This is a genomic window from Burkholderia sp. AU17457, assembly GCF_002223255.1.
Classification (GTDB): domain Bacteria; phylum Pseudomonadota; class Gammaproteobacteria; order Burkholderiales; family Burkholderiaceae; genus Burkholderia; species Burkholderia sola.
Map to the genome: position 1 here is coordinate 55,517 of NZ_NKFB01000006.1, position 22,789 is coordinate 78,305.

Below are 22,789 nucleotides of genomic sequence, written 5' to 3' on the forward strand. Positions count from 1 at the left end.
GGTTGCTCTGTCTGGTTGAGCGCGGATGCGAAGCGGCGCGCCGCTTACGAATCCGCCTTCGCCGGTGCGGCCGGCTTCGCGTTATCCGCGAGCGGCGCGGACGGCTCGTCGCCGCCCGTCATCGGGACCATGTGCGGCTTCACCTGCGCGCCGGGGCGCACGCGCTGCGTGCCGTTCACGACCACGCGATCACCAGCGGCAAGGCCGCTCACGATCACGCGCCGGTTGCCGTGCTGCATCCCCGGCTGCACTTCGCGGTACGACACGCGGCCCTGCTGATCGACGACGAACACGAACTTCTTGTCCTGGTCGGTGTTGATCGCCGCGTCGTCGACGAGCAGCGCCTCGTGCGGCGCGCTGCCGCCCACCTTCACGCGTGCGTAGAGGCCCGGGACGAGCGTGCCGTCCGCGTTGTCGAAGCGTGCGCGCACGCGGATCGTGCCGGACGACGTGTCGAGCCGGTTGTCGACCGAATCGATCTCGCCGCTGCGCGAGTAGCCGGTTTCGTTCGCGAGGCCGAGCTCGACCGGCACCTTGCGGCCGCTGCGCGCGCCGTTGATGTATTGCAGGTAGGTCTGCTCGTCCGCGTCGAACGACGCGTAGATCGGCGACACCGACACCAGCGTCGTCAGCGGCGCGGCCGATGCGCCGGCCGACACGACGTTGCCGAGCGTGATTTCCGCGCGCGACACGCGGCCCGATACCGGGGCGGTGATGCGCGTATAGCCAAGGTTGATGCGCGCCGTTTCCAGCGCGGCTTCGGCGGCCTTCAGGTTCGCGTTCGCTTCACGCGCCGCGTTCTGCTTCTCGTCGTAGTCGCGCTTCGCGATCGCGTTGTCGCCGATCAGCCGCTGTGCGCGCTGCCAGTCGGTCTGCGCATAGCCGTTGCGTGCCTGCGCGGCCGCGAGCTGCGCGGCGGCGCGGTCGACTTCAGCCTGGTACGGGCGCGGGTCGATCACGAACAGCACGTCGCCCTTCTTCACGAGCGCGCCGTCCTTGAAATTCACCGCGACGATCGTGCCCGACACCTGCGGGCGCACGTCGACTTTTTCGACCGCTTCGAGGCGGCCCGAATAGCTTTGCCAGTCGGTGACGGTCTGCGGCACGACGGTCGCCACGTCGACTTCGGGCAGCGGCGCCGCCGCTTTCTCGGGGGCGTTCGCGTTCACGCGCATCGCGCCGAACGTGCCGAGGCCGACGACGGCGAGCGTGACGATCGCCGCGGTCGCGATTCGGGAACGGGAGGTGCGTAGGATGGCCATGTGGATCTCCGGTAAGCGTGGATTGGTTCTGGTTATTCGGAACGGTTCGGCTGGCGCGCCTGGAAGCGGCACTGGAAGAAGCGCACGGCTTCCTCGAATGCGGCTTCGTGCGTGGCGAGCGCGGCGTGCGTGATGTCCGGATAGCGGATCACCTGCGTGAGCACGCCCGACGAGATCAGGCAGCCCGCATATTTTTCCGCCTCGACGTGCAGCACGTCGTTCTGCGCGGTGACGACGAGCGTCGGCGGCAACCCCGCGAGGCGCACCGATTCGATCGGCGCCGCGTACGGGTGCATGCGCTGCGCCGCCTGCGGCAGATATGCGCGGTAGCAGGCCGCGCATTCGCGCGCGGTGATGTCGGACGCAAGGCGCTCGGCGTCGCCGATGCGCGTCATGCTCGGGTCGAGCATCGGCCCGAACAGCGCCTGCGCGGCGATCGACACCTCGCCGCGGTCGCGGGCGATGAAGGCCAGGCAGTTCGCGAGCTGGCCGCCCGCGTCGTGCCCCGCCACGCCGATCTTCTTCGGGTTGCCGCCGAACGCGCGGGCGCGCGTCGCGGCCCACACGGCGGCGCGATACGCATCCTCCGGCGCGGCCGGAAAAGGAAAGGCCGGTGCGAGCGAATAATCGACCGACACTACGAGAGCTGGTAAGCGTTCTGCTAAAAAGCGCGCGGCGAAATCAGCGTCTTCGAGCGAACCGCGGACGAAGCCACCGCCGTGGAAATAAAGCACTACTGGCAACCCGGTCTTGTCCGGACGGCGGTAGAGGCGCAGCACGATGTCCTGTGCGTAGCCGGGAATTTCCACTTCGGCAACCGTCAGCGCCGCGCCGGCTATGGCTTGCGCGGGCAGCGCGGCTTTCAGGAATTTGCTGAATTCAGAAGCGTCCATGACGATGCAGCGTCCATTTCGAGATGGAACGAATTCTGAGTCCGGCAGACATTGGGATAAATGCCTATAATCCGGCAACACAATTCAACGCCCCCGAACAATCCGAGGCTGCGTTTACCCACGAGGTAGCGCAGCCTTGTCGTTCAGGAGGCTCATTAGATTGCGGAGGTTGTGATGGACCGGCTTCAGGCCATGCAGGTATTTACTCGCGTCGTCGATACAAGCAGCTTCACCAAGGCAGCAGAAACGCTCGGCTTGCCGCGGGCGTCCGTCACGACGATCATCCAGAATCTCGAAGCCTTCCTCGGCGTGCGGCTGATGCACCGGACCACGCGCCGGCTGTCGCTCACGCCGGACGGCGCCGCGTACTACGAACGATGCGTGCGGATCCTCGCGGACGTCGAGGAAACCGAAGCAAGCTTCCAGGCCAACAACCGGAAGCCGCACGGAAAGTTGCGTATCGACATGCCGGGCTCGATCGGGCGGCTGCTCGTGATTCCGTCGCTGTGCGAATTCCATACGCGCTATCCGGACATCGACCTGCAACTCGGCCTGTCCGACCGGCCGGTCGACCTGCTGCAGGAGGGCGTCGACTGCGTGATCCGCGTCGGCGCGCTGCAGGACTCGTCGCTCGTCGCGCGCCGCGTCGGCCTGTTCGAATGCGTGACGGTCGCGTCGCCCGACTATCTCGAGCACCACGGCGAGCCGCAGACGATCGACGACCTGAGCCAGCACAAGGCCGTCAACTACTTCTCGAGCCGCACGGGCCGCACGATCGACTGGACGTTCCTGATCGAAGGCAAGGAAGTCGAGATGAAGATGGAGGGCATCGTGTCGGTGAACGACGCGGACGCGTACGTGACGTGCGGGATCGAGGGCTTCGGGCTGATCCAGCCGCCGCTGTTCATGGTGCTGCCGCACCTGCGCGAAGGCCGGCTCAAGGAAGTGCTGCCCGGCGTCAAGCCGCTGCCCATGCCGATCTCGGTCGTGTATCCGCACAGCCGCCATCTGTCACCGAAGGTGCGCGTGTTCGTCGACTGGATTGCCGAAGTGTTCGACCGCTGCCCGCTGCTGAGCGGCAAGGGCAGCCTCGACGCGACGTGCAGCAAGCGCACGTTCGAGGAGGCCGAGCGCGCGCCGGTGCTCGATACGCCGGTGATCAACGAGTGGGTTGCGTAATCCTCTGAACAACGCGCGCGGGCCGTGGCGCCCGCGCGTCGTCCCGCCTCGGCGCCGCGCCGGCACGCCCTTCAAGCGCAGCGCCCCCGATCCTTCCTGAAACGGCAGTAAACCTTTGCGTCGCCCGCGGCAATCGGCCACGTGCGTCGTCGCCGCACCCGCGCGAGGCCCATGCCACGGGGCTGCCGGCCGTTTGCGCATAACCCTGTCGACCGTGCGGATGGCGATTGTTCCACTGACACGACAATTCAATTCGCGTCTGCCGCATTTATCGCGACGGAACGGATACCTAGAGTAAACCCTGTCGCGCACCTCGTTGCGCATCGAACAGATCCCGCCTGGCGGGACCGGAGTCAGCGCTCGGCGCCAGCTCCGACATCTCTAGGAGTTACGCCATGAACCGCCGCCATCTTCTCTCGGCCCTCGCGCTCGCACTCGCCGTGTCCGCACCGGCGTTCGCCGATTCGGGCACCCCGCACGCCGGCGACTACGCCAACGCGTCGTGGTACGCGCAACACAATGGCCCGCGTACGCGCGCCGAAGTGAGCGCGGAAGTCGAGCAAGCGCGCAAGGACGGCACGCTCGCGTACCTGCGCAAGGCGACTTCGTATCCGCAGGGGCTCGAACTCGCGCAAGGCCCGTATCGCCCGATCCCGGAAGGCAACCAGCTCGCCGGCGGGGGCCGGTAAACGCGCGACGCCGCGCAGCGGGTTGTCCCGTGCGCGGCGTCTCGAACGATCTTATCGACGATTTGATGAGCCAGTTAGTTGCAGGAGCACATGATGAACGACCAACTTCCTTCGCCGCTCGATCACTGGGACGACACCACGCCGGTGTGGACGCCGTTCCGTTCCGGGCCGCAATCGCATTAAGGTTCGCGTCGACGCGTCGCTGACACCGTCCGGCGGCGATCAGCGGCGCGGCACCCCATCACGCCATTCGCCCCAATGCGTGACGATGTCCTGCACCAGCGGATTGCCCGCACGATACAGGTTTTCGGTCGCCGGCGCGAAGCCGCCTTGATCCGCGTAGTTCAGCAGGTTGTCGGCGCTCGTCTGCCCCGCGTACGGCCGGTCGAAATCGGACCCCGTGCGCAGCACGGCCACGCGCGACAGGTCGACCCGCTTCACGCTCGCCGCGCGCTTGAGCGCTTCGAACGTCGCGTTGTCTTCCTGCGCGGTCATGCAGTAGGTGCCCTTGCCGTCCGTCAGGATCTTGGTCCACTGGCGCGCGCGCTCGCCGATCAGCGTGCCGGAGAACCACGTGTTGCCCGATGACGTATCGCACTGGATCACCGTCGGCGGCCGGTTCGCCGGCGCGTACGTGAACTTCGCGCGCGCGGCCTGCGCCTGTGCGCTATCGGCGAGCACGACGTTGCGCGACAGCGCGTAGGCGGCGTCGGTCAGCTGCGGGTTGAGCTGGAACACTTCGGTGCGATAGTCGAGCGGCGGCTTGTCGTTCGGGCTCTTCGTGTTGATGCCGAGGAAGCCGGTGTTCCACCCGGCCGGAATCTCGCGCGCATCGAGCTCCCACTGCAGGCTGAAATCGACGAGGTATTTCGACCACGCGGCCGATCCGACCGTGCCCTGTGCAGGGTCGACGCCCGCGATGCCCGAGACCAGGAAATACGTGCGGCGCAGATCGAAGCGCTGCGAGAACGTAAGCGCCATGATCGTCGCCGACGCGTTCGCATAGCCCATGCCGGTCGTCACCACGCATACGTCCTGCTTGTTGCAGTGGACGGCCGGATAGTCGGGCGACAGGCCGGGCACGGTGATGTCGCGCCACGGGCCGAGCCGGTCGAGCCACGCCTGGCCTTCCGGGCCGAACATCGTGATGATCATGACCTTGACCGGGCGGCCATGCGAGCCGGTCTCGGCGAATGCGGCGTTGCCCGCATCGTTGCCCTGGTTGTCCTGCGCGATCGACGGCGCAGTCGCACAGGCGGCGAGCGAGAATGCAGCGGCGGAAAGGATGGAGCGAGTCAGCATCGGCGTTCCTTGTTTCGATGATGTTGGGTGAGAACGGCTGTCGGAGACTGCGCGACGAGTATAGAACGGGCGTGCGCGATGCGGAACCCGACTACGAAACGGCTGCCCGTGTTTCGTGCGGACGAATGCGTGTTGCGTGTCCGAAAATCGCGCGTTCGTCGCGGTGTTGCAAACATCAGGAATGCTATTTGGTTCGCCGTCACCCGCGACATCGACCGTTTCTCGCCGCACTACACGCGCATCAACCCCGCGACGCCATAACCGAGCACGACGAGTGCGGCGACCATATGGCTCGCGGCGAGCCACCCCGGCGATTTCACGAAGCGCCCGATCGCACTGCCGCCGAACGCGAACACGAGCTGCCCCGCGAGACTGCCCGCAAACACGCACGCGGCGCCGACCAGCCAGTGTCGGTGCGCCCCGACGGCAGCGGTCGCATAGCCGTAGAACAGCAGGATGGTCAGCGGGTTCGCGAGCGTGACGAAGAACATCGACATGAACGGGCGATCGCCCGGCGGCGTCGGTACGTCGCCGTCGAGCGTGCGGCGCCGGTCACGCAGCGCCTGCCACAGCATCCGCGTGCCCATCGCGAGCAACACGAGCGCACCGACGACGCGGAACAGCGGCAGATGCGACGCGAGCGTGCTCGCGAGCATCGCACCGATCGTAAACGCGACGACCGCATAGCAGCCGTCGGCAGCGGCCACGCCGATCGCCGCGCGCACGCCGATCGCGGTGCCGGCGCGCATGCCGTAGTTCGCGATCATCAGCGCGACGGGCCCGACCGACAGCGCGATCGTCAGTCCGAACAGGAAGTCGTTCATCGATCGTCGATACTTTCAACGGAAGGCATCGATTCTATCGACCGACGGCACGCCAGCGTGAAAAACTGCGTCAGGCGACGTCGACGCGTGCCGGCCCGTCCACCATCTCGCCGATCACGGCCGCGCGGTCGAAACCGTCGGCGCGGAAGCAGGCGAGCACGTCGTCGACCGCTTCCGGCGCACACGCGACCAGCAACCCCCCCGACGTCTGCGGATCGGTCAGCAGCGCCTGCGCGACGGGCGGCAGCCCGTCGGCGAGCCGCACGTCAGTGCCGTACGCAGCCCAGTTGCGGCCCGACGCGCCGGTGAACACGCCGTCGGCAACGAACGTCTCGACGCCCGCAAGCCACGGCAGCGACGCATAGTGCACGCGCGCGGTAAGATTCGCACCGCGCGCCAGTTCGAGCGTATGGCCGAGCAGCCCGAAGCCCGTGACGTCGGTCAGCGCATGGACGCCCGGCAGCGCGGCGAGTTCGGCGCCCGGCCGGTTGAGCTTGGTGGTGGTCGCAACCATCTGCGCGTAACCGTCGGCATCGAGCTGGTTCTTCTTCAGCGCGGCCGACAGCACGCCGACGCCGAGCGGCTTGCCGAGCACGAGCACGTCGCCCGCGCGCGCGGCCGCGTTGCGCTTCACGCGCGACGGATGCACGACGCCGATCGCCGCGAGCCCGTAGATCGGCTCGACCGAATCGATCGAATGGCCGCCCGCGACCGGAATGCCGGCATCCGCGCACACCGACTCGCCGCCGCGCAGCACGGCCGCGATCGTCTCGTGCGGCAGCACGTTGATCGGCATGCCGACCAGCGCGAGCGCGAGGATCGGCTTGCCGCCCATCGCATAGACGTCGGACAACGCATTGGTGGCCGCGATACGGCCGAAGTCGAACGGATCGTCGACGATCGGCATGAAGAAATCGGTGGTGGCGACGATCGCCTGCTCGTCGTTGAGCCGGTAGACGGCCGCGTCGTCGGACGTTTCGGTGCCGACCAGCAGATCGGGGAACAGCGCGGGCGGCGTCGCGCGCTTGAGCAGCTCGGACAGCACGCCCGGCGCGATCTTGCAGCCGCAGCCGCCCCCGTGCGACAGGCTCGTGAGGCGCGGAACGGCAGGCTGGGCTTGGGTGGCTTCGGTCATCGTCGGCATCCGGTGAATAACAACGTTCTATTATCGACAATTCCGCGCGAGCGCGCCCGATACGCAGTCCACGTTGCGCAGAGAATCGCGCTTCGATCGCCTTTGGCGGATTCGCGACGAGTCGATATGGCCATGCGCCCGCGTCAAGCCAGCGCAACGGCCCCGCCGAACGCCCGCTCGTCGATCGCCTCGGCGAGGGTCGCGAACGCGGTCCCGATCTCGTCTTCCGGCACGCACGCATAGCCGAGCAGCAATCCCGATGCGGCGCGCGAGCGATCCGCGTAATACCCGGACAGCGGCCGCACGACGATGTTGCGCTCGAGCGCCGCCTGCGCGACCCCGCGATCGTCGACGCCTGCCGGCAATTGCGTGACCAGATGCAGCCCCGCATCGCTGCCGAGCGCGTGCAGCGTATCGCCGTAGCGGCGCGCGACCGCGTCGAGCAACACCTCGCGGCGCTGCCCGTACAGCGTGCGCATCTTGCGGATATGCGACACGAAATGCCCTTCCGCGATGAATTCGGCGAGCACCGCCTGCTGCAGCAACTGCCCTTCGCGATACAGCTCGGCGCTCGCGGTCGCGAAACTCTCCGCGAGCGGCTCCGGCGCGACGAGGTAACCGACCCGCAGCCCCGGGAACAGCGTCTTGCCGAAACTGCCGACGTAGATCACCTGCCCGGCCGTGTCGAGGCCCTGCAGCGACGCGAGCGGCCGGCTGCCGTAGCGGAATTCGCTGTCGTAGTCGTCCTCGATGATCCAGCAGCCGTGCTGGCGCGCGTATTCGAGCAGCATGCGCCGCCGCGCGAGGCTCATCACCATCCCGAGCGGATACTGGTGCGACGGCGTGACGAGCATCAGCTTCGGCGGCTCGGCCAGATCGGCGGCCGACGGCGCGATCCCTTCGTCGTCGACCGGAATCGGCCGCGTGGTCAGCCCCGACACGTTCAGCACGCTGCGCACGCCCCAGTAGCACGGATCTTCGGTCCAGATCGCGTCGCCCGGGTCGGTCAGCAGGCGCACCGCGAGGTCGATCGACTGGTGGATGCCGGTCGTGATCACGATCTGCTCCGGCGTGCAGCGCACCGAGCGCGACGTGCGCAGGTAGTCGGCCAGCGCCTCGCGCAGCAGCGCGAGCCCGCCGCCGGGCGCGTAGGTCAGCAGGTCCGGGCGCAGGCGCCGCCAGTACTTGTTGTGCAGCCGCGTCCACACCCGCGCCGGAAAGCGCGACACATCGGGCACGCCCGGCATGAACGCACCGCCCTGGCGCTTCGACACGCCGGCCCCTTCGACGAGCCGCGTGCCGCGCGCGGACAGCCGCCGCGCGGACGGCGTCGCGACGGCCGGGCCGGCCGCCGCGTCGGACGGTGCGCCGACGATCTCGTCCGGCGCGCTGTCGGCGACGAACGTGCCGCGGCCCGTGGCCGAGTTCACATAGCCTTCGAGCGCAAGCTGCTCGTAAACCTGCGTGACCGTGTTGCGCGCGATCCCGAGCTCGGCGGCCAGCAGCCGCGACGACGGCACGCGCGTGCCGGCCGGCAGTTCGCGCGACAGGATCGCCTGTTGCAGCAGGCGATGCAGCTGCCGGTAGATCGGCTGCGCGCCGCCGCGCACGAGGCGCTGCGCCAGCCAGTCCGACAACACGCTTGCGCGCATGATTGGCTCCTGAATATTTATTGAAATGGCTCTGATTGCCAGAGCCAAATGTGATTATAGTCGCCTCCATGGGCTGCCAACGCGGCCGATTTCTACCTCACCGGACAGAACATCAAGGAGATGACCGTGAAGAATGCCGACCTGCAGGCCCGCAAGAACGCCGCCACCCCGCGCGGCGTCGGCGTGATGTGCGATTTCTACGCAGCCCGCGCCGAGAACGCGGAGCTGTGGGACGTCGAAGGCCGCCGCTTCATCGATTTCGCCGCCGGCATCGCGGTGCTGAACACAGGCCACCGCCACCCGAAGATCGTCAAGGCGATCGCGGATCAGCTGAACAGCTTCACGCACACCGCCTACCAGATCGTCCCGTACGCGTCGTACGTCGAGCTGGCGGAGAAGATCAACGAGCGCGCGCCGGGCGACTTCCCGAAGAAGACGGCGTTCTTCACGACCGGCGCCGAAGCCGTCGAGAACGCGATCAAGATCGCGCGTGCGGCGACCGGCCGTCCGGGCGTGATCGCGTTCTCCGGCGGTTTCCACGGCCGCACGATGATGGGCATGGCGCTGACCGGCAAGGTCGCGCCGTACAAGCTGAACTTCGGCCCGTTCCCGGGCGACGTGTTCCACGCGCCGTACCCGAACGCCGTGCACGGCGTGACGACGGCCGACTCGATCAAGGCGATCGAGATGCTGTTCAAGGCCGACATCGATCCGAAGCGCGTCGCCGCGATCATCTTCGAACCGGTCCAGGGCGAAGGCGGCTTCAACCCGGCGCCGGCCGAATTCGTGCGCGCGCTGCGCAAGATCTGTAACGAACACGGCATCCTGCTGATCGCCGACGAAGTGCAGACGGGCTTCGCGCGTACCGGCAAGCTGTTCGCGATGCAGCACTACGACGTGCTGGCCGACCTGATCACGATGGCGAAGAGCCTCGCGGGCGGCATGCCGCTGTCGGGCGTCGTCGGCCGTGCGGACGTGATGGACGCGGCCGCGCCCGGCGGCCTCGGCGGCACCTACGCGGGCAACCCGCTGGCCGTCGCATCGGCGCACGCGGTGCTCGAGATCATCGACGAAGAAAAGCTGTGCGAGCGCGCGACGCAGCTCGGCGACGTGCTGAAGGCGAAGCTGAATGCGCTGCAGGCCGACGTGCCGCAGATCGCCGACGTGCGCGGGCCGGGCGCGATGATCGCGGTCGAGTTCCTGAAGCCGGGTTCGGGCGAGCCGGACGCGGAATTCACGAAGCGCGTGCAGGCGCGTGCGCTCGAGCGCGGGCTGCTGCTGCTCGTGTGCGGCGTGTACTCGAACGTCGTGCGCTTCCTGTTCCCGCTGACGATCCCGCAAGCCGTGTTCGACGAAGCGCTCGCGATCCTTGAGGAAGTGCTGAAGGAAACGGTTGGCGTGCCGGCCTGAGTGCCCGTCCGCTTCAACTGAATGCGCCGCCGCCGTCGTCACGACGGCGGCGGCCGTTTTCATCCGTCCTTTTCATAGCAGGCGATTCATATGAGCACCGTTCAGGAAACCCTGGCACTGAAAGATCCGTCGCTGTTCCGCCAGCAGGCGTACATCAACGGCGAATGGCAACGCGCGTCGAACGGCGAGTCGTTCGACGTCCGTAACCCGGCCACCGGCGGCCTGCTCGGCACCGTGCCGGCGATGGGCGCGGCCGAGACCCGTCACGCGATCGAAGCCGCGAACGCCGCCTGGCCGGCGTGGCGCAAGAAGACCGCGAAGGAACGCGCGGCGATCCTGCGCAAGTGGCACGACCTGATGATGGAAAACGCCGACGACCTCGCGCTGATCCTGACGACCGAGCAGGGCAAGTCGCTGGCCGAAGCGAAGGGCGAGATCGGCTACGCGGCGTCGTTCCTCGAGTGGTTCGCGGAAGAAGGCAAGCGCGTGTACGGCGACACGATCCCGACGCCGGCGAGCGACAAGCGCATCGTCGTGACGAAGGAAGCGATCGGCGTGTGCGCGGCGATCACGCCGTGGAACTTCCCGGCGGCGATGATCACCCGCAAGGTCGGCCCGGCGCTCGCGGCAGGCTGCCCGATCGTCGTGAAGCCGGCCGAAGCGACGCCGTTCTCGGCGCTCGCGATGGCCGTGCTGGCCGAGCGCGCGGGTGTGCCGGCCGGCGTGTTCAGCGTCGTCACGGGCGACCCGAAGGCGATCGGCGGCGAACTGACGTCGAACCCGATCGTGCGCAAGCTGTCGTTCACCGGCTCGACGCCGGTCGGCCGCCTGCTGATGTCGCAATGCGCGGCGACGGTCAAGAAGGTGTCGCTGGAGCTCGGCGGCAACGCGCCGTTCATCGTGTTCGACGATGCCGATCTCGATGCGGCCGTGCAGGGCGCGATCGCGTCGAAGTACCGCAACAGCGGGCAGACGTGCGTGTGCACGAACCGCTTCTACGTGCATGAAGCCGTGTACGACCAGTTCGCGCAGAAGCTCGCGGCGGCCGTCGGCCAGTTGAAGGTCGGCCGCGGCACGGAGCCGGGCGTCACGCAGGGCCCGCTGATCAACGAGGCGGCCGTGCTGAAGGTCGAGGCGCACATCGAGGACGCGCTCGCGAAGGGCGCGACCGTCGTGACGGGCGGCAAGCGCCACGCGCTCGGCCACGGCTTCTTCGAGCCGACCGTGCTGACGGGCGTCACGCCGGCGATGAAGGTCGCGAAGGAAGAGACGTTCGGGCCGCTCGCGCCGCTGTTCAAGTTCGGCAGCGACGACGAAGTGATCCGCCTCGCGAACGACACCGAGTTCGGCCTCGCCGCGTACTTCTACAGCCGCGACATCGGCCGCGTGTGGAAGGTGGCCGAAGCGCTCGAATACGGGATGGTCGGCGTGAACACGGGCCTGATCTCGAACGAAGTCGCGCCGTTCGGCGGCGTCAAGCAGTCGGGCCTCGGCCGCGAAGGCTCGCACTACGGCATCGACGACTACGTCGTGATCAAGTACCTCTGCCTCGCCGTCTGACGGTTCGGGGCCTGCCGCCTCGGCGACAGGCCCTGGCCGCCCGGCCGGAACCGGGTGGCCCGACGCGGGCCGGTACCCCTCTCCGTCGCGCCCGCGTCACCTTCCCCCTCCCGCGATCAGCGGAATACGTTCACCGCCTCGACCAACCGCGTCGCCTGCTGCTTCAGGCTTTCCGACGCCGCCGTGCTCTGCTCGACCAACGCCGCGTTCTGCTGCGTGATGTTGTCCAGGTGTACGACCGCCTGGTCGACCTGCGCGACGCCCGTGCTCTGCTCGGCCGTCGACGAGCTGATCTCCGCGATCAGGTCCGATACGCGCTTCACCTGCGTGACGATGTCCTCCATCGTCTTCCCGGCGCCATCGACGATCCGCGCGCCCGATTCGACGCGCTCGACGCTCGCGCCGATCAGCGTCTTGATTTCCTTCGCCGCGTTCGCGCTGCGCTGCGCGAGCGCCCGCACTTCGCCGGCCACCACCGCGAAACCGCGCCCCTGATCGCCCGCGCGCGCCGCCTCGACCGCCGCGTTCAACGCGAGAATGTTGGTCTGGAACGCGATGCCGTCGATCACGCCGATGATGTCGGCGATCTTGCGCGAGCTGTCGGTGATGTCATTCATCGTCGCGACGACTTCGTTCACCGCCTGTCCGCCGCGCTCGGCCGCCTCGCTCGCGGACACCGACAACTGATTCGCCTGCAGCGCCGTCTCCGCGTTGCTCGACACGGTCGCCGTCATCTCGGCCATCGACGCGGCCGTCTGCTGCACGCTCGTCGACGCCTGTTCGGTACGCGCGCTCAGATCGTTGTTGCCTTGTGCGATCTCGTTGCTCGCGCGCTGCACGTTCAGCACCTGCTCGCTGACGTCGTCGACGAGCCAGCGGAACATCAGCCCGAGCTGGTTGATCGTGCGCAGCGTCATGCCGATCTCGTCGACGCGGTTCATCCGCACGCCGCTGCGGCTTTCGCCGGTCGCCACCCGCAACGCCTCGTCGCGCAGTTGCCGGAGCGGCCGCACGATCTGCGCGTCGAGCCACAGCCCGGCCGCCGCCGTCACGCCGACCGCCGCACCGGCAAACGCCGCGAGCCCGCCGCCGGTCAACCCGGCCGCCCAGCCGGCGCCGATGACGGCCGGGGAAAGCACGCACAGCGTCGACACCAGCCGGGCCCGCACCGACATCGTCTGGAACAGCGACGCGACGCGCATCGCGCCCGTGCGGACGATCAGTCCCTTGTGGAACCGGCGGCTGCCGGCCTTGCCTTCGCGGAAATCGCGATACAGCGCCTCGGCGGCCGCGATCTCGTCGCGCGTCGCCTTCGTGCGCACCGACATGTAGCCCTTCGGCTGCCCGTTGCGCATCACCGGAATCGCGTTCGCGCGCACCCAGTAGTGATCGCCGTTCTTGCGGCGGTTCTTCACGAGCGCGGTCCACGGCTCGCCGCCCTTGAGCGTCGCCCACATGTCGGCGAACGCTTCCTTCGGCATGTCCGGATGCCGCACCACGTTGTGCGGCTGGCCTTCGATCTCCTCGGGAGAAAAGCCGCTGACCTGGATGAACGCCGCGTTCGCGTACGTGATGTGGCTGTCGACGTCTGTCGTCGACATCAGCGTCGCATCATCGGCAAATTCGAATTCGCGTTGCGTGACAGGCTGATTGTTGCGCATGGTGTGGAGCTCCGGGTGACGGATCTTGCGTCCGTTCGTCGATTGATTCGAGACTCCACGCATGGCGATCGATTCGCCTGCGTGTGAGTCGACTCCTGCGCTTTCGGCAAATTCGGCGAAAACATGATGCCGTATTCGGGTAAATATGCATTAAAGATGCATGAACGTGTTTTTGCCGAATGATTTATTTATGGATAAACCGGAATGGGTGACCGGACAACGGCCTGACGGCCACTCGCCCGATCGTTCGACGTAATGTGCTCGGTCCGATTTAACGCACAACGATAAAGTCGTAAATACGAATATTTCGCGTTTGGCGTCATTCGATTGAATTCGCCAATCCGGACATGTGCCGTGCGCGACATGCCGGATTCATCGATCGAATCCGCACGTCGCGCACGCTTGCCACCCTTCACCTGAACACGTTCACCGCATCCACGAGCCGCGTCGCCTGCTGCTTCAGGCTTTCCGACGCCGCAGTGCTCTGCTCGACGAGCGCCGCGTTCTGCTGCGTGATGTTGTCCAGGTGTACGACCGCCTGGTCGACCTGCGCGACCCCCGTGCTCTGCTCGGCCGTCGACGAGCTGATCTCCGCGATCAGGTCCGACACGCGCTTCACCTGCGTGACGATGTCCTCCATCGTCTTCCCCGCGCCATCGACGATCCGCGCGCCCGACTCGACCCGCTCGACGCTCGCGCCGATCAGCGTCTTGATCTCCTTCGCCGCGTTCGCGCTGCGCTGCGCGAGCGCGCGCACTTCGCCGGCCACCACTGCGAAACCGCGCCCCTGTTCGCCCGCACGCGCGGCCTCGACCGCCGCGTTCAGCGCGAGGATGTTGGTCTGGAACGCGATGCCGTCGATCACGCCGATGATGTCCGAGATCTTGCGCGAGCTGTCGGTGATGTCGTTCATCGTCGCGACGACTTCGTTCACCGCCTGTCCGCCGCGCTCGGCCGCGCCGCTCGCGGAAACGGACAGCTGATTCGCCTGCAGCGCCTTCTCCGCGTTGCTCGACACGGTCGCCGTCATCTCGGCCATCGACGCGGCCGTCTGCTGCACGCTCGACGCGGCCTGTTCGGTGCGCGCGCTCAGGTCGCTGTTGCCCTGCGCGATCTCGTTGCTCGCGCGCTGCACGTTGTGCACCTGCTCGCTGACGTCGTCCACGAGCCAGCGGAACATCAGCCCGAGCTGGTTGATCGTGCGCAGCGTCATGCCGATCTCGTCGACGCGGTTCATCCGCACGCCGCGCCGGCTCTCGCCGGTCGCGACGTTCAGCGCCTGCTCGTGCAGCCGCTTCAGCGGTTGCACGATCTGCGCGTCGAGCCACAGCCCGGCCGCGGCCGCCACGCCGACCGTCACGCCGGCAAACGCCGCGAGCCCGCCGCCGGTGAGCCCGCAGGCCCACCCCGTGCCGACGACGGCCGGCGCCAGCACGCACAGCGCCGCATGCACGCGCGCGCGCACCGACATCGTCTGCGGCAGCGAAGCGATCCGCAACAGCCCGGTGCGGATCACGAGCCCCTTGTGGAATCGGCGCCGGCCGGCCTTGCCGTCGCGAAACGCGCGATACAGCGCGTCCGCGGCTGTGCTCTCGTCGTGCGGCGCCCTCGTGCGGACCGACATGTAGCCCCGCGGCGCGCCGTCGCGCATTACCGGAATCGCGTTCGCGCGCACCCAGTAGTGGTCGCCGTTCTTGCGGCGGTTCTTCACGAGCGCGGTCCACGGCTCGCCGCGCCGCAGCGTCGCCCACATGTCGGCGAACGCTTCCTTCGGCATGTCCGGATGCCGCACCACGTTGTGCGGCTGGCCGACGAGCTCCTCGTTCGAGAAGCCGCTCACCTGCGCGAACGTCGTGTTGGCGTAGGTGATGATGCTATCGGCATCGGTCGTCGACATCAGCGTGACGTCGTCGGGAAAATCGAATTCCTGTTGGGTAACGGGCTGGTTGTTGCGCATGCAAGGCTCCGAAAGGCGGATCTGTCGTCCGCGCCGCGCTGAAATCGCGCTCAGTAGCCGAAAAACGGTTGTTCGCTTTACGACACTCTCGTCCTTACTGTCGGCAGTTCACCGGTAAACCTTAATTTCGATGCGGATAAAACGGGCAACCCGGCCATTACCATGATTTGGATCAAATAATCCGGCGATAATCACCGCGCACGTTATCTGGCCGTCACGGAGCGCCGCACGGCATTGCCAATGCCGGCGGCCGTTGCGCGCAGCGAAACGATTGGCCTATCCTGCGCCATTCCACTGGAATTCGAATTCGATGAAAAAGGCATTGCATGAGCTGAATCGGCTGTCCCGGAATACCGCGACGGCCGCGCATGAGCGTCGTCAACGCGATCAGGCCGCGTTTTTCCGGAATGGCGGCGCCACGCGGTTTCCGGGACAACGCGAACCGGACGGCTATCGGATGGCGCCGCCTGACGGCATGCCGCGCCTGCCGCTGACGGGTACGATCGCCGCGCACCGGAGGGCCGCATGACGCGCCGCACGGCCGCCGAACGCGACGCGCTGTCGGCCCGCCCGCTTGCGCGCGACGACGTCCCGCTCGTATGGACCATCGACCGGCGCGAAATCATCGAACACCTGTACGTGCTGCGCGACCGCACGCTGCATCTCGTGCCCGAGTTCTACGACGTGGCCGGCTGGCCCGACGGCGAAGCCGACCACTACACGCCGATCCTGCTCGATTGCCACGACCGCGGCGGCTGGTTTCTCGGCAGGTTCGACGGCGCGCGGCTCGTCGCGGCAGCGGTCGTCGACAGCCGGCCGCTCGGCCCGCAACGCGACATGCTGCAACTGAAGTTCCTGCACGTGAGCCACGACTGGCGCGGCTGCGGGCTCGGCGAACAGCTCTACCGCACGGCCCGCGCGCAGGCGCGCGTGATGGGCGCCGAGCGACTGTACGTGTCGGCCACGCCGTCGCAGCGCACGATCGATTTCTATCTGCGGCTCGGCTTCACGGTCAGCGCGTCGCCCGATCCCGAGCTTTACGCGCTCGAGCCCGAGGACATTCATCTGGAAGGGCCGACGGCCTGACGGCCGGCACGCGGATCGAGCGTGGAATTTTCCGCTCCGCCACGGCCGCCACGACACGGAGCACGATATTGAACGACGACCCGCCACCGCCTGCCACGCCGAAGATCCTCGTCAGCATGTGCGTGGCCGGGCATCCGGTCCGTTACAACGGCTCGGCGAAGACCGCCGCGCACACGGCGCTCGAACGGTGGCGGCGCGAAGGGCGTCTCGTGGCGATCTGCCCGGAACTCGCCGGTGGCCTCAGCGTGCCGCGCCCGCCTGCCGAGATCGCCGGCGGCGCATCGGGGCAGCAGGTGCTGGCCGGGCACGCACGCATCGTCGACGTGAGCGGCGTCGACGTGACGGCGCCGTTCATTGCCGGCGCACGGACCGCGCTGGCCGTCGCGCAAGCACACGACTGCCGCTTCGCGATTCTCGCCGACGGCAGCCCGTCGTGCGGCAGCACGTTCATTTACGACGGAAGTTTCGAGAGCCGGCGGCACGCGGGCGCCGGCGTCACGGCCGCGCTGCTGCGCGAGCACGGCATCGAGGTGTTCGCGGACACCGAGATCGACGCGCTCGATGCACGTCTCCGGCAATTGTCGCGGGCCGGTTAACGACGCTGAGCGGCACGAGACATCTCGTGCCGCCCAGCGTGGGGGGAGACGGCGCAACGGTGAAGCGGTGCGTATCCGGCCGCTTCACCGCATCACGCCACTCACACGCGTTCGATCGCGATCGCGATGCCCTGGCCGACGCCGATGCACATCGTGCACAGCGCAAAACGGCCGTTCGTGCGATGCAACTGGTACATCGCGGTGGTCACGAGGCGCGCACCCGATGCGCCGAGCGGGTGGCCGAGCGCGATCGCGCCGCCGTTCGGGTTCACGCGCGGATCGTCGTCGGCGACGCCGAGCATGCGCAGCACCGCGAGGCCCTGCGACGCGAACGCTTCGTTCAGCTCGATCACGTCGAACTGGTCGATCGTCATCCCGAGCCGCGCGAGCAGCTTCTGCGTGGCGGGCGCCGGGCCGATGCCCATCACGCGCGGCGCGACGCCGGCCGTCGCGATCCCCAGCACGCGGGCGCGCGGCGTCAGGCCGAAGCGCTTCGCGGTTGCCTCGTTCGCGAGCAGCAGCGCGGCGGCGCCGTCGTTCACGCCCGACGCGTTGCCGGCCGTGACCGAGCCGTCCGGGCGCACGACGCCCTTCAGCTTCGCGAGCGCCTCGAGCGACGTTTCACGCGGATGCTCGTCGCGCGACACGATCACCGGATCGCCCTTCTTCTGCGCGATCGTGACCGACACGATTTCTTCGGCGAGCGTGCCGTCCTGCTGCGCGCGCGCGGCCTTCTGCTGGCTGCGCAGCGCGAACAGGTCCTGATCCGCGCGGCTGATGTGGTAATCGATCGCGACGTTCTCAGCGGTTTCCGGCATCGAATCGACGCCGTGCAACTGTTTCATCAGCGGATTGACGAAGCGCCAGCCGATCGTCGTGTCGTAGATGTCGGCCTGGCGCGCGAACGCGCTCGCGGCCTTGCCCATCACGAACGGCGCGCGCGTCATGCTCTCGACGCCGCCCGCCACCATCAGCGCGGCTTCGCCCGACTTGATCGCGCGCGCGGCCACGCCGACCGCATCCATCCCCGAACCGCACAGGCGGTTGATCGTCGAACCCGGCACGCTTTCCGGCAAACCCGCGAGCAGCGCCGACATGCGCGCGACGTTGCGGTTGTCCTCGCCGGCCTGGTTCGCGCAGCCGTAGATCACGTCGTCGATCGCCGCCCAGTCGACGTCGCGGTTGCGCTCGACGAGCGCCTTGAGCGGCACCGCGCCCAGATCGTCGGCGCGCACGCCGGACAGTGCACCGCCGTAACGCCCGATCGGCGTACGGATCGCATCACACAGAAAAGCTTCGGTCATCAGTGTCTCCGGTCCCATGGAAGGCTGGGAAATGAACAGGGCGCGCCCCTTGCATTGCCCGCCGGGATGCGCTTAAATGTTCTATATACGAACATAAGATCGTGTATCGAACGTTCAACGCATCATAGGGAGTGCAGGGACGACCTGTCAAGCGCGCGGTCCGCCGCGCGGTTGGCGTGTCGGGCCCCATGCGCTATCTTCTCGGCTGCACGATATTCCAGGCGCTCATGACAACCGACGATATTCAAACGAAACCCGGCGACTCCTATGTGCAGTCGTTCGCGCGCGGCCTCGCGGTGATCCGCGCGTTCGACGCGACGCGCCCGGAGCAGACGCTCACCGAGGTCGCGTCGGCCACCGGCCTCACGCGCGCGGGCGCACGCCGGATCCTGCTCACGCTGCAGACGCTCGGCTACGTCGAGGCCGACGGCCGGCTGTTCCGGCTCACGCCGAAGATCCTCGAGCTCGGCTTCGCGTATCTCACGTCGATGCCGTTCTGGAATCTCGCCGATCCGGTAATGGAGCAGCTGTCCGAGCAGATCCACGAAAGTTGCTCGGCCGCGGTGCTCGACCGCACCGAGATCGTCTACGTGCTGCGCGTGCCGACCCGCAAGATCATGACGATCAACCTGTCGATCGGCAGCCGGCTGCCCGCATACTGCACGTCGATGGGCCGCGTGCTGCTGTCCGCGCTCGACGACGCGGCGCTCGACGAAACGCTCGCGCAGAGCGGCATCCGCGCGCATACGCCACGCACGATCACAGACATCGGCGAGTTGAAGGCGGCGATCGCGCAGGCGCGCCAGCAAGGCTGGGCGGTGGTCGACCAGGAACTGGAAGTGGGGCTGATGTCGCTGTCCGCGCCGATCCGCAACCGGCGCGGGCAGATCATCGCCGCGATGAACATCAGCGGCAACGCGCAGCGGCATACCGCGAAGCAGATGGTGAAGGAGTTTCTCGGGCCGCTGCAGCAGGCCGCGCAGACGGTGTCGGAACTGGTGGCGCGGCGCGGGTGAGCGGTTACTTCGCTCGTGGGATCGGCACGATGGTCATTCGCAGGTCGCGCGGATAAAAAGACGGGCGGCATTCGCCGCCCGCTCAACTCTCTGACTCTGCTTGCAACGTCCTTCTCACGGAACACGGAGCGCGCTCCGCATCACCCAATTTAGGGGCGCGGCAACGCCCGGTCAATTTGACGAGAACGAAATTGAGTGGCGCCGTTCGGACACGCGCCCGTCCCGGCACTCACGCACCCAGCAGCATCCCCTTGCGCACCGGCACCGTGCCCGTCACGCGGCCGAGCGGCGCGCCGGCCGTCACGAAGCGGATCGCGCGGCGCATGTAGAACACGCCGTCGGTCGCGCTCGAGATCGTCGTGACCGCATCCGTCAGCGGATCGACGATGTCGAACAGCGGATCGCCCGCGCGGATCGTCGCGCCGATCGCCGCGCGGTGCACGAGAATCCCGCTGACCGGCGCGTAGAACTGCTCGCTGCCCGCGAGCGGCGTGGCCGGCGCGGCCAGCGGCGGCAGCGGCGCCCGTTCGCCGCGCACCGCGCCGCACCACACGAGATAGTCGACGAGCGCGTCGGCGTCGCGTTGCGCGTATTCGTACGTCACGTCGCGCTGGCCGCGGCACTCGACCGTCACGGCCACGGTGCCGACCGCCATCGGCGTGCCGTCCGGCAAATGCGCGCGCAACCGCGACCACAGCAGGTGATGCGCATCGTCAAACGCGTGCCCGCCCGAATCCTCGGCGAGCAGCGACACCTGCGCACCGAGATACCGCGCGAGCGGTTCGACGTCCGGCCACGCGGTGTCGCTCGTGTACACGTGCATCACCGCTTCGAGCGAGCAATGCAGGTCGATCACGACGTCGGCATCGTGCGACAACTTCAGCAGCGCAAGCTGCAGCGCATCGAATTCGGTGTGCGGCGCGATTTCCGCGAGCGCCGCCCCGACGCATTCGCGCACGATCGCGCGATTGCGTGCGCCGTCGTCGCCCAGCCGGTCGCGCGCACGCGCGGCGATCTCCGCGAGCGGCAGGAAGCCGCGATTGAAGTTGCGGCCGCTCGCGAGGTCGAAACGGCCGATGAACTGCCCGAGCAGATGATGATTGAGGCCGACCGGGTTCGACACCGGCACGAGCACGATCCCGGCCGAGAGCCGGCCTTCCGCGTCGAGCTGCGCGAGGCGCTGCTTCAGCACGACCGCCGCGAGCATCGCGGGCGTCTCGTCCGCGTGCAGCGCGGCCTGCAGGTAGATCTTGCGGCCGCTGTCGGCAGGCCCGAAATGAAAGCTCGTGAGCGTGCGCTGCGTGCCGATCGACGGCGACAGGAGCGGCGTGGTGCGAATCTGCATCGATGATCTCGAACGGATGGAAACGGGGAATCGGAAGAACGGGCCGGCACGGCGCTCAATCGCCGTACGGGTTGAAATCGAAGTACTGCTTCGCGATCCGCTCGTACGTACCGTCCTTCAGCATCGATGCGATCGCGCCGTCGATCGACGCCTTCAGCGCGGCATCCGACTGCCGCATGCCGATACCGACGCCGCGATCGCCCATGTCGAGCGGCGCGCCGACAAACGCGAAACCCTTGCCGCGCGGCTGGCGCAGGAATCCGTAGTCGGCTTCCACGGCGCCGAGCAGCGCCGCGTCGAGGCGGCCGTTCACGAGATCGGCGAACACGTCGTCCTGGCTCTTGTACGGCACCACGCCGACGCCAGCCGGCGCCCAGTGCGCGAGCGCCCACGACTCGAACTGCGTGCCCGACTGCACGCCGACGCGCTTGCCGGCCAGCGACGCCGCCGTGCCGTCGAGCCCGCTGCCGGCCCGCGCGACGAGCCGCGACTTGAAGCGGAACAGCTTCGACGAGAACAGGATCTGCTTCTCGCGCTTCGCGGTGATCGCCATCGACGACAGGATCGCGTCGATCTTGCGCGCCTGCAGCGCGGGGATCATCCCGGAGAATTCGAGCTCGACCCACTGGCAGCGCAACTGCGCGCGGCGGCAGATTTCGTTGCCGAGATCGACGTCGAAGCCCTTCAGGCTGCCGTCGGGCGCTTTCGCATCCATCGGCGGATAAGTCGGATCGATGCCGAGCCGCACCACGTGCGCGTCGAGCGCGTACGCGGACGTGGCCGCCAGGCCAAGGCACAGGGAAACGAGCGGGACGAGGATACGTTTCATGGTCGACGATGGGCAGGAAGCGGGACACACGGCATGAGCCGGACTGCCTGCGATCGTAGAAGCCCGGGGCCAGCGCCGGAACCATCGGCTGACTTATCATGATCGGCATTTCCGATCACCGGCTTCGCTGCTTCCCATGGCGTTCACGCTGTCCCAGCTCCGCATCTTCCAGGCCGTCGTCGAGCACGGCAGCCTGCGCGCGGCCGCACGCGCGCTCGACCTCGCGCAAAGCGGCGTCACGCAGCAACTGCAGGGCCTCGAAGCAACGCTCGGCGCGACGCTGTTCACGCGCACCAATCGCGGGATCGTGCCGACGGCGGTCGGCCAGCGGCTGCTCGCGCGCTCCGGCTCGATCCTCGGCGAATGCGAGCAGGTCGAGCGGGAAATCCGTCAGTTGAGCGGCGCCTACGAAGGCACCGTCACGCTCGGCCTCGTGACCGAGCCGCTGATCGACGCGTTCGCGCCCGTGCTGACCGCGTTTCGCGCGCGCTTCGACAAGGTGGACGTGCACCTGCGCACCGGCACGTCGCGGATGATGATCGGCTGGCTGCGCGAAAGCGCGGTCGATTTCGCGATCGCGCTGGTCGCGAAGCAGACCGACACGACCGATCTCGCGGTCACGCCGCTGCGCACGTCGGCGCCGGTGGTCGTGTGCCGCAACGGGCATCCGGCGATGCATGCGCAATCGCTCGCCGAGCTGGCCGACTATGGATGGGTGTCGACGCGCTCGCCGAACCTGAGCGCCGATCCGGTCGTCAACCGGCTGCTCGCGTACTTCGACGCGCACGGCCAGCCGCCGCCGAGGATTCTCGCGACCGTCGAAGGGATGTTCGAGACGCTGCAGATCGTCACGCAGACCGATTCGCTCGCGCTCGAAACCGAGGCCATCACGCGGCACGGGCCGTTCGCCGGCGCGCTCGCGAAGGTGCCGGTGCGCGAACCGGCCGAAGCACAGGACGTGTGCCTGCTGCAGCGCGCGGCCGTGCCGCTGACGCCGGCCGCGCAGGAACTCGCGACGATGCTCGCGTCGTATCTGAGGGTGGTGCGCGGGCGGTAAGCGCGCAGGGCCGTGCCGCCGCCCGCATCGCG

19 protein-coding genes are annotated in these 22,789 nt (G+C 67.8%); 8 read left to right on the forward strand and 11 right to left on the reverse strand.

From position 1 onward, the window contains the following. Positions 1–44: 44 nt before the first annotated feature. Both ceoA and CFB49_RS27100 read right to left on the reverse strand, forming a co-directional pair. Positions 45–1,262, reverse strand: coding sequence for a multidrug efflux RND transporter periplasmic adaptor subunit CeoA (gene ceoA, locus CFB49_RS27095; protein ID WP_050017333.1), 1,218 nt, complete (start codon positions 1,260–1,262; stop codon positions 45–47). A 32-nt stretch (positions 1,263–1,294) separates the two neighbouring features. Then, on the reverse strand, positions 1,295–2,155 hold the full coding sequence (locus CFB49_RS27100) for an alpha/beta hydrolase (protein ID WP_050017334.1): 861 nt from the start codon (positions 2,153–2,155) through the stop codon (positions 1,295–1,297). Positions 2,156–2,329: 174 nt separating this feature from the next. Here CFB49_RS27100 and ceoR point away from each other — a divergent pair, with 174 nt between their 5' ends. Further along, positions 2,330–3,334, forward strand: coding sequence for a putative multidrug efflux transcriptional regulator CeoR (ceoR, locus tag CFB49_RS27105; protein ID WP_069621523.1), 1,005 nt, complete (start codon positions 2,330–2,332; stop codon positions 3,332–3,334). A 395-nt stretch (positions 3,335–3,729) separates the two neighbouring features. Next, positions 3,730–4,023: a DUF4148 domain-containing protein gene (locus tag CFB49_RS27110; protein WP_069621524.1), complete on the forward strand. Its 294-nt coding sequence runs from the start codon at positions 3,730–3,732 to the stop codon at positions 4,021–4,023. Positions 4,024–4,245: 222 nt separating this feature from the next. On the opposite strand, the gene CFB49_RS27115 is transcribed toward CFB49_RS27110, so the two are convergent. The 4 genes from CFB49_RS27115 to pdxR all read right to left on the reverse strand — a co-directional run bounded on the left by CFB49_RS27115 (position 4,246) and on the right by pdxR (position 8,936). Next, on the reverse strand, positions 4,246–5,325 hold the full coding sequence (locus CFB49_RS27115; protein WP_069621527.1) for a purine-nucleoside phosphorylase: 1,080 nt from the start codon (positions 5,323–5,325) through the stop codon (positions 4,246–4,248). 230 nt (positions 5,326–5,555) lie between these two features. Continuing rightward, positions 5,556–6,149, reverse strand: a complete 594-nt coding sequence (locus CFB49_RS27120) for a LysE family translocator (protein ID WP_089492880.1) — start codon at positions 6,147–6,149, stop codon at positions 5,556–5,558. A 70-nt stretch (positions 6,150–6,219) separates the two neighbouring features. Beyond that, positions 6,220–7,284, reverse strand: a complete 1,065-nt coding sequence (selD, locus tag CFB49_RS27125) for a selenide, water dikinase SelD (RefSeq protein ID WP_084044546.1) — start codon at positions 7,282–7,284, stop codon at positions 6,220–6,222. A 143-nt stretch (positions 7,285–7,427) separates the two neighbouring features. Further along, positions 7,428–8,936, reverse strand: a complete 1,509-nt coding sequence (gene pdxR, locus CFB49_RS27130) for a MocR-like pyridoxine biosynthesis transcription factor PdxR (protein WP_089437181.1) — start codon at positions 8,934–8,936, stop codon at positions 7,428–7,430. A 120-nt stretch (positions 8,937–9,056) separates the two neighbouring features. Here pdxR and CFB49_RS27135 point away from each other — a divergent pair, with 120 nt between their 5' ends. Both CFB49_RS27135 and gabD read left to right on the forward strand, forming a co-directional pair. Further along, positions 9,057–10,346, forward strand: coding sequence for a 4-aminobutyrate--2-oxoglutarate transaminase (locus CFB49_RS27135; protein ID WP_179234954.1), 1,290 nt, complete (start codon positions 9,057–9,059; stop codon positions 10,344–10,346). 90 nt (positions 10,347–10,436) lie between these two features. After that, the gene (gene gabD, locus CFB49_RS27140) at positions 10,437–11,906 is read left to right on the forward strand and encodes an NADP-dependent succinate-semialdehyde dehydrogenase (RefSeq protein WP_089492881.1); all 1,470 of its coding nucleotides are present in this window, start codon (positions 10,437–10,439) and stop codon (positions 11,904–11,906) included. A gap of 116 nt (positions 11,907–12,022) precedes the next feature. Here the strand turns inward: gabD and CFB49_RS27145 are convergent, their stop codons facing one another. Both CFB49_RS27145 and CFB49_RS27150 read right to left on the reverse strand, forming a co-directional pair. After that, positions 12,023–13,567, reverse strand: coding sequence for a methyl-accepting chemotaxis protein (locus tag CFB49_RS27145; protein ID WP_089437183.1), 1,545 nt, complete (start codon positions 13,565–13,567; stop codon positions 12,023–12,025). Positions 13,568–13,979: 412 nt separating this feature from the next. Beyond that, positions 13,980–15,524 (reverse strand): methyl-accepting chemotaxis protein, encoded by a 1,545-nt coding sequence (locus tag CFB49_RS27150; protein ID WP_089492882.1) that lies wholly within the window; start codon positions 15,522–15,524, stop codon positions 13,980–13,982. Between the two features lie 525 nt (positions 15,525–16,049). On the opposite strand from CFB49_RS27150, the gene CFB49_RS27160 reads away from it, so the two are divergent. Both CFB49_RS27160 and CFB49_RS27165 read left to right on the forward strand, forming a co-directional pair. Then, complete coding sequence (locus CFB49_RS27160) at positions 16,050–16,610, forward strand: GNAT family N-acetyltransferase (RefSeq protein ID WP_089492883.1); 561 nt, start codon at positions 16,050–16,052, stop codon at positions 16,608–16,610. Between the two features lie 116 nt (positions 16,611–16,726). After that, complete coding sequence (locus tag CFB49_RS27165; RefSeq protein ID WP_441299842.1) at positions 16,727–17,206, forward strand: DUF523 domain-containing protein; 480 nt, start codon at positions 16,727–16,729, stop codon at positions 17,204–17,206. Positions 17,207–17,307: 101 nt separating this feature from the next. Here the strand turns inward: CFB49_RS27165 and pcaF are convergent, their stop codons facing one another. Then, positions 17,308–18,510, reverse strand: coding sequence for a 3-oxoadipyl-CoA thiolase (gene pcaF, locus CFB49_RS27170; protein ID WP_089492885.1), 1,203 nt, complete (start codon positions 18,508–18,510; stop codon positions 17,308–17,310). A 227-nt stretch (positions 18,511–18,737) separates the two neighbouring features. Here pcaF and CFB49_RS27175 point away from each other — a divergent pair, with 227 nt between their 5' ends. After that, positions 18,738–19,526: an IclR family transcriptional regulator gene (locus tag CFB49_RS27175; protein ID WP_069621740.1), complete on the forward strand. Its 789-nt coding sequence runs from the start codon at positions 18,738–18,740 to the stop codon at positions 19,524–19,526. Between the two features lie 229 nt (positions 19,527–19,755). Here the strand turns inward: CFB49_RS27175 and CFB49_RS27180 are convergent, their stop codons facing one another. Both CFB49_RS27180 and CFB49_RS27185 read right to left on the reverse strand, forming a co-directional pair. Next, positions 19,756–20,871 carry a succinylglutamate desuccinylase/aspartoacylase family protein gene (locus tag CFB49_RS27180; RefSeq protein WP_089437188.1) on the reverse strand — a complete coding sequence of 372 codons (1,116 nt, stop codon included), beginning with the start codon at positions 20,869–20,871 and terminating at the stop codon, positions 19,756–19,758. Between the two features lie 55 nt (positions 20,872–20,926). Next, positions 20,927–21,700, reverse strand: coding sequence for a transporter substrate-binding domain-containing protein (locus CFB49_RS27185; RefSeq protein ID WP_089437189.1), 774 nt, complete (start codon positions 21,698–21,700; stop codon positions 20,927–20,929). A 136-nt stretch (positions 21,701–21,836) separates the two neighbouring features. On the opposite strand from CFB49_RS27185, the gene CFB49_RS27190 reads away from it, so the two are divergent. Continuing rightward, positions 21,837–22,757 (forward strand): LysR family transcriptional regulator, encoded by a 921-nt coding sequence (locus tag CFB49_RS27190; RefSeq protein WP_069621541.1) that lies wholly within the window; start codon positions 21,837–21,839, stop codon positions 22,755–22,757. Positions 22,758–22,789 lie beyond the last annotated feature (32 nt).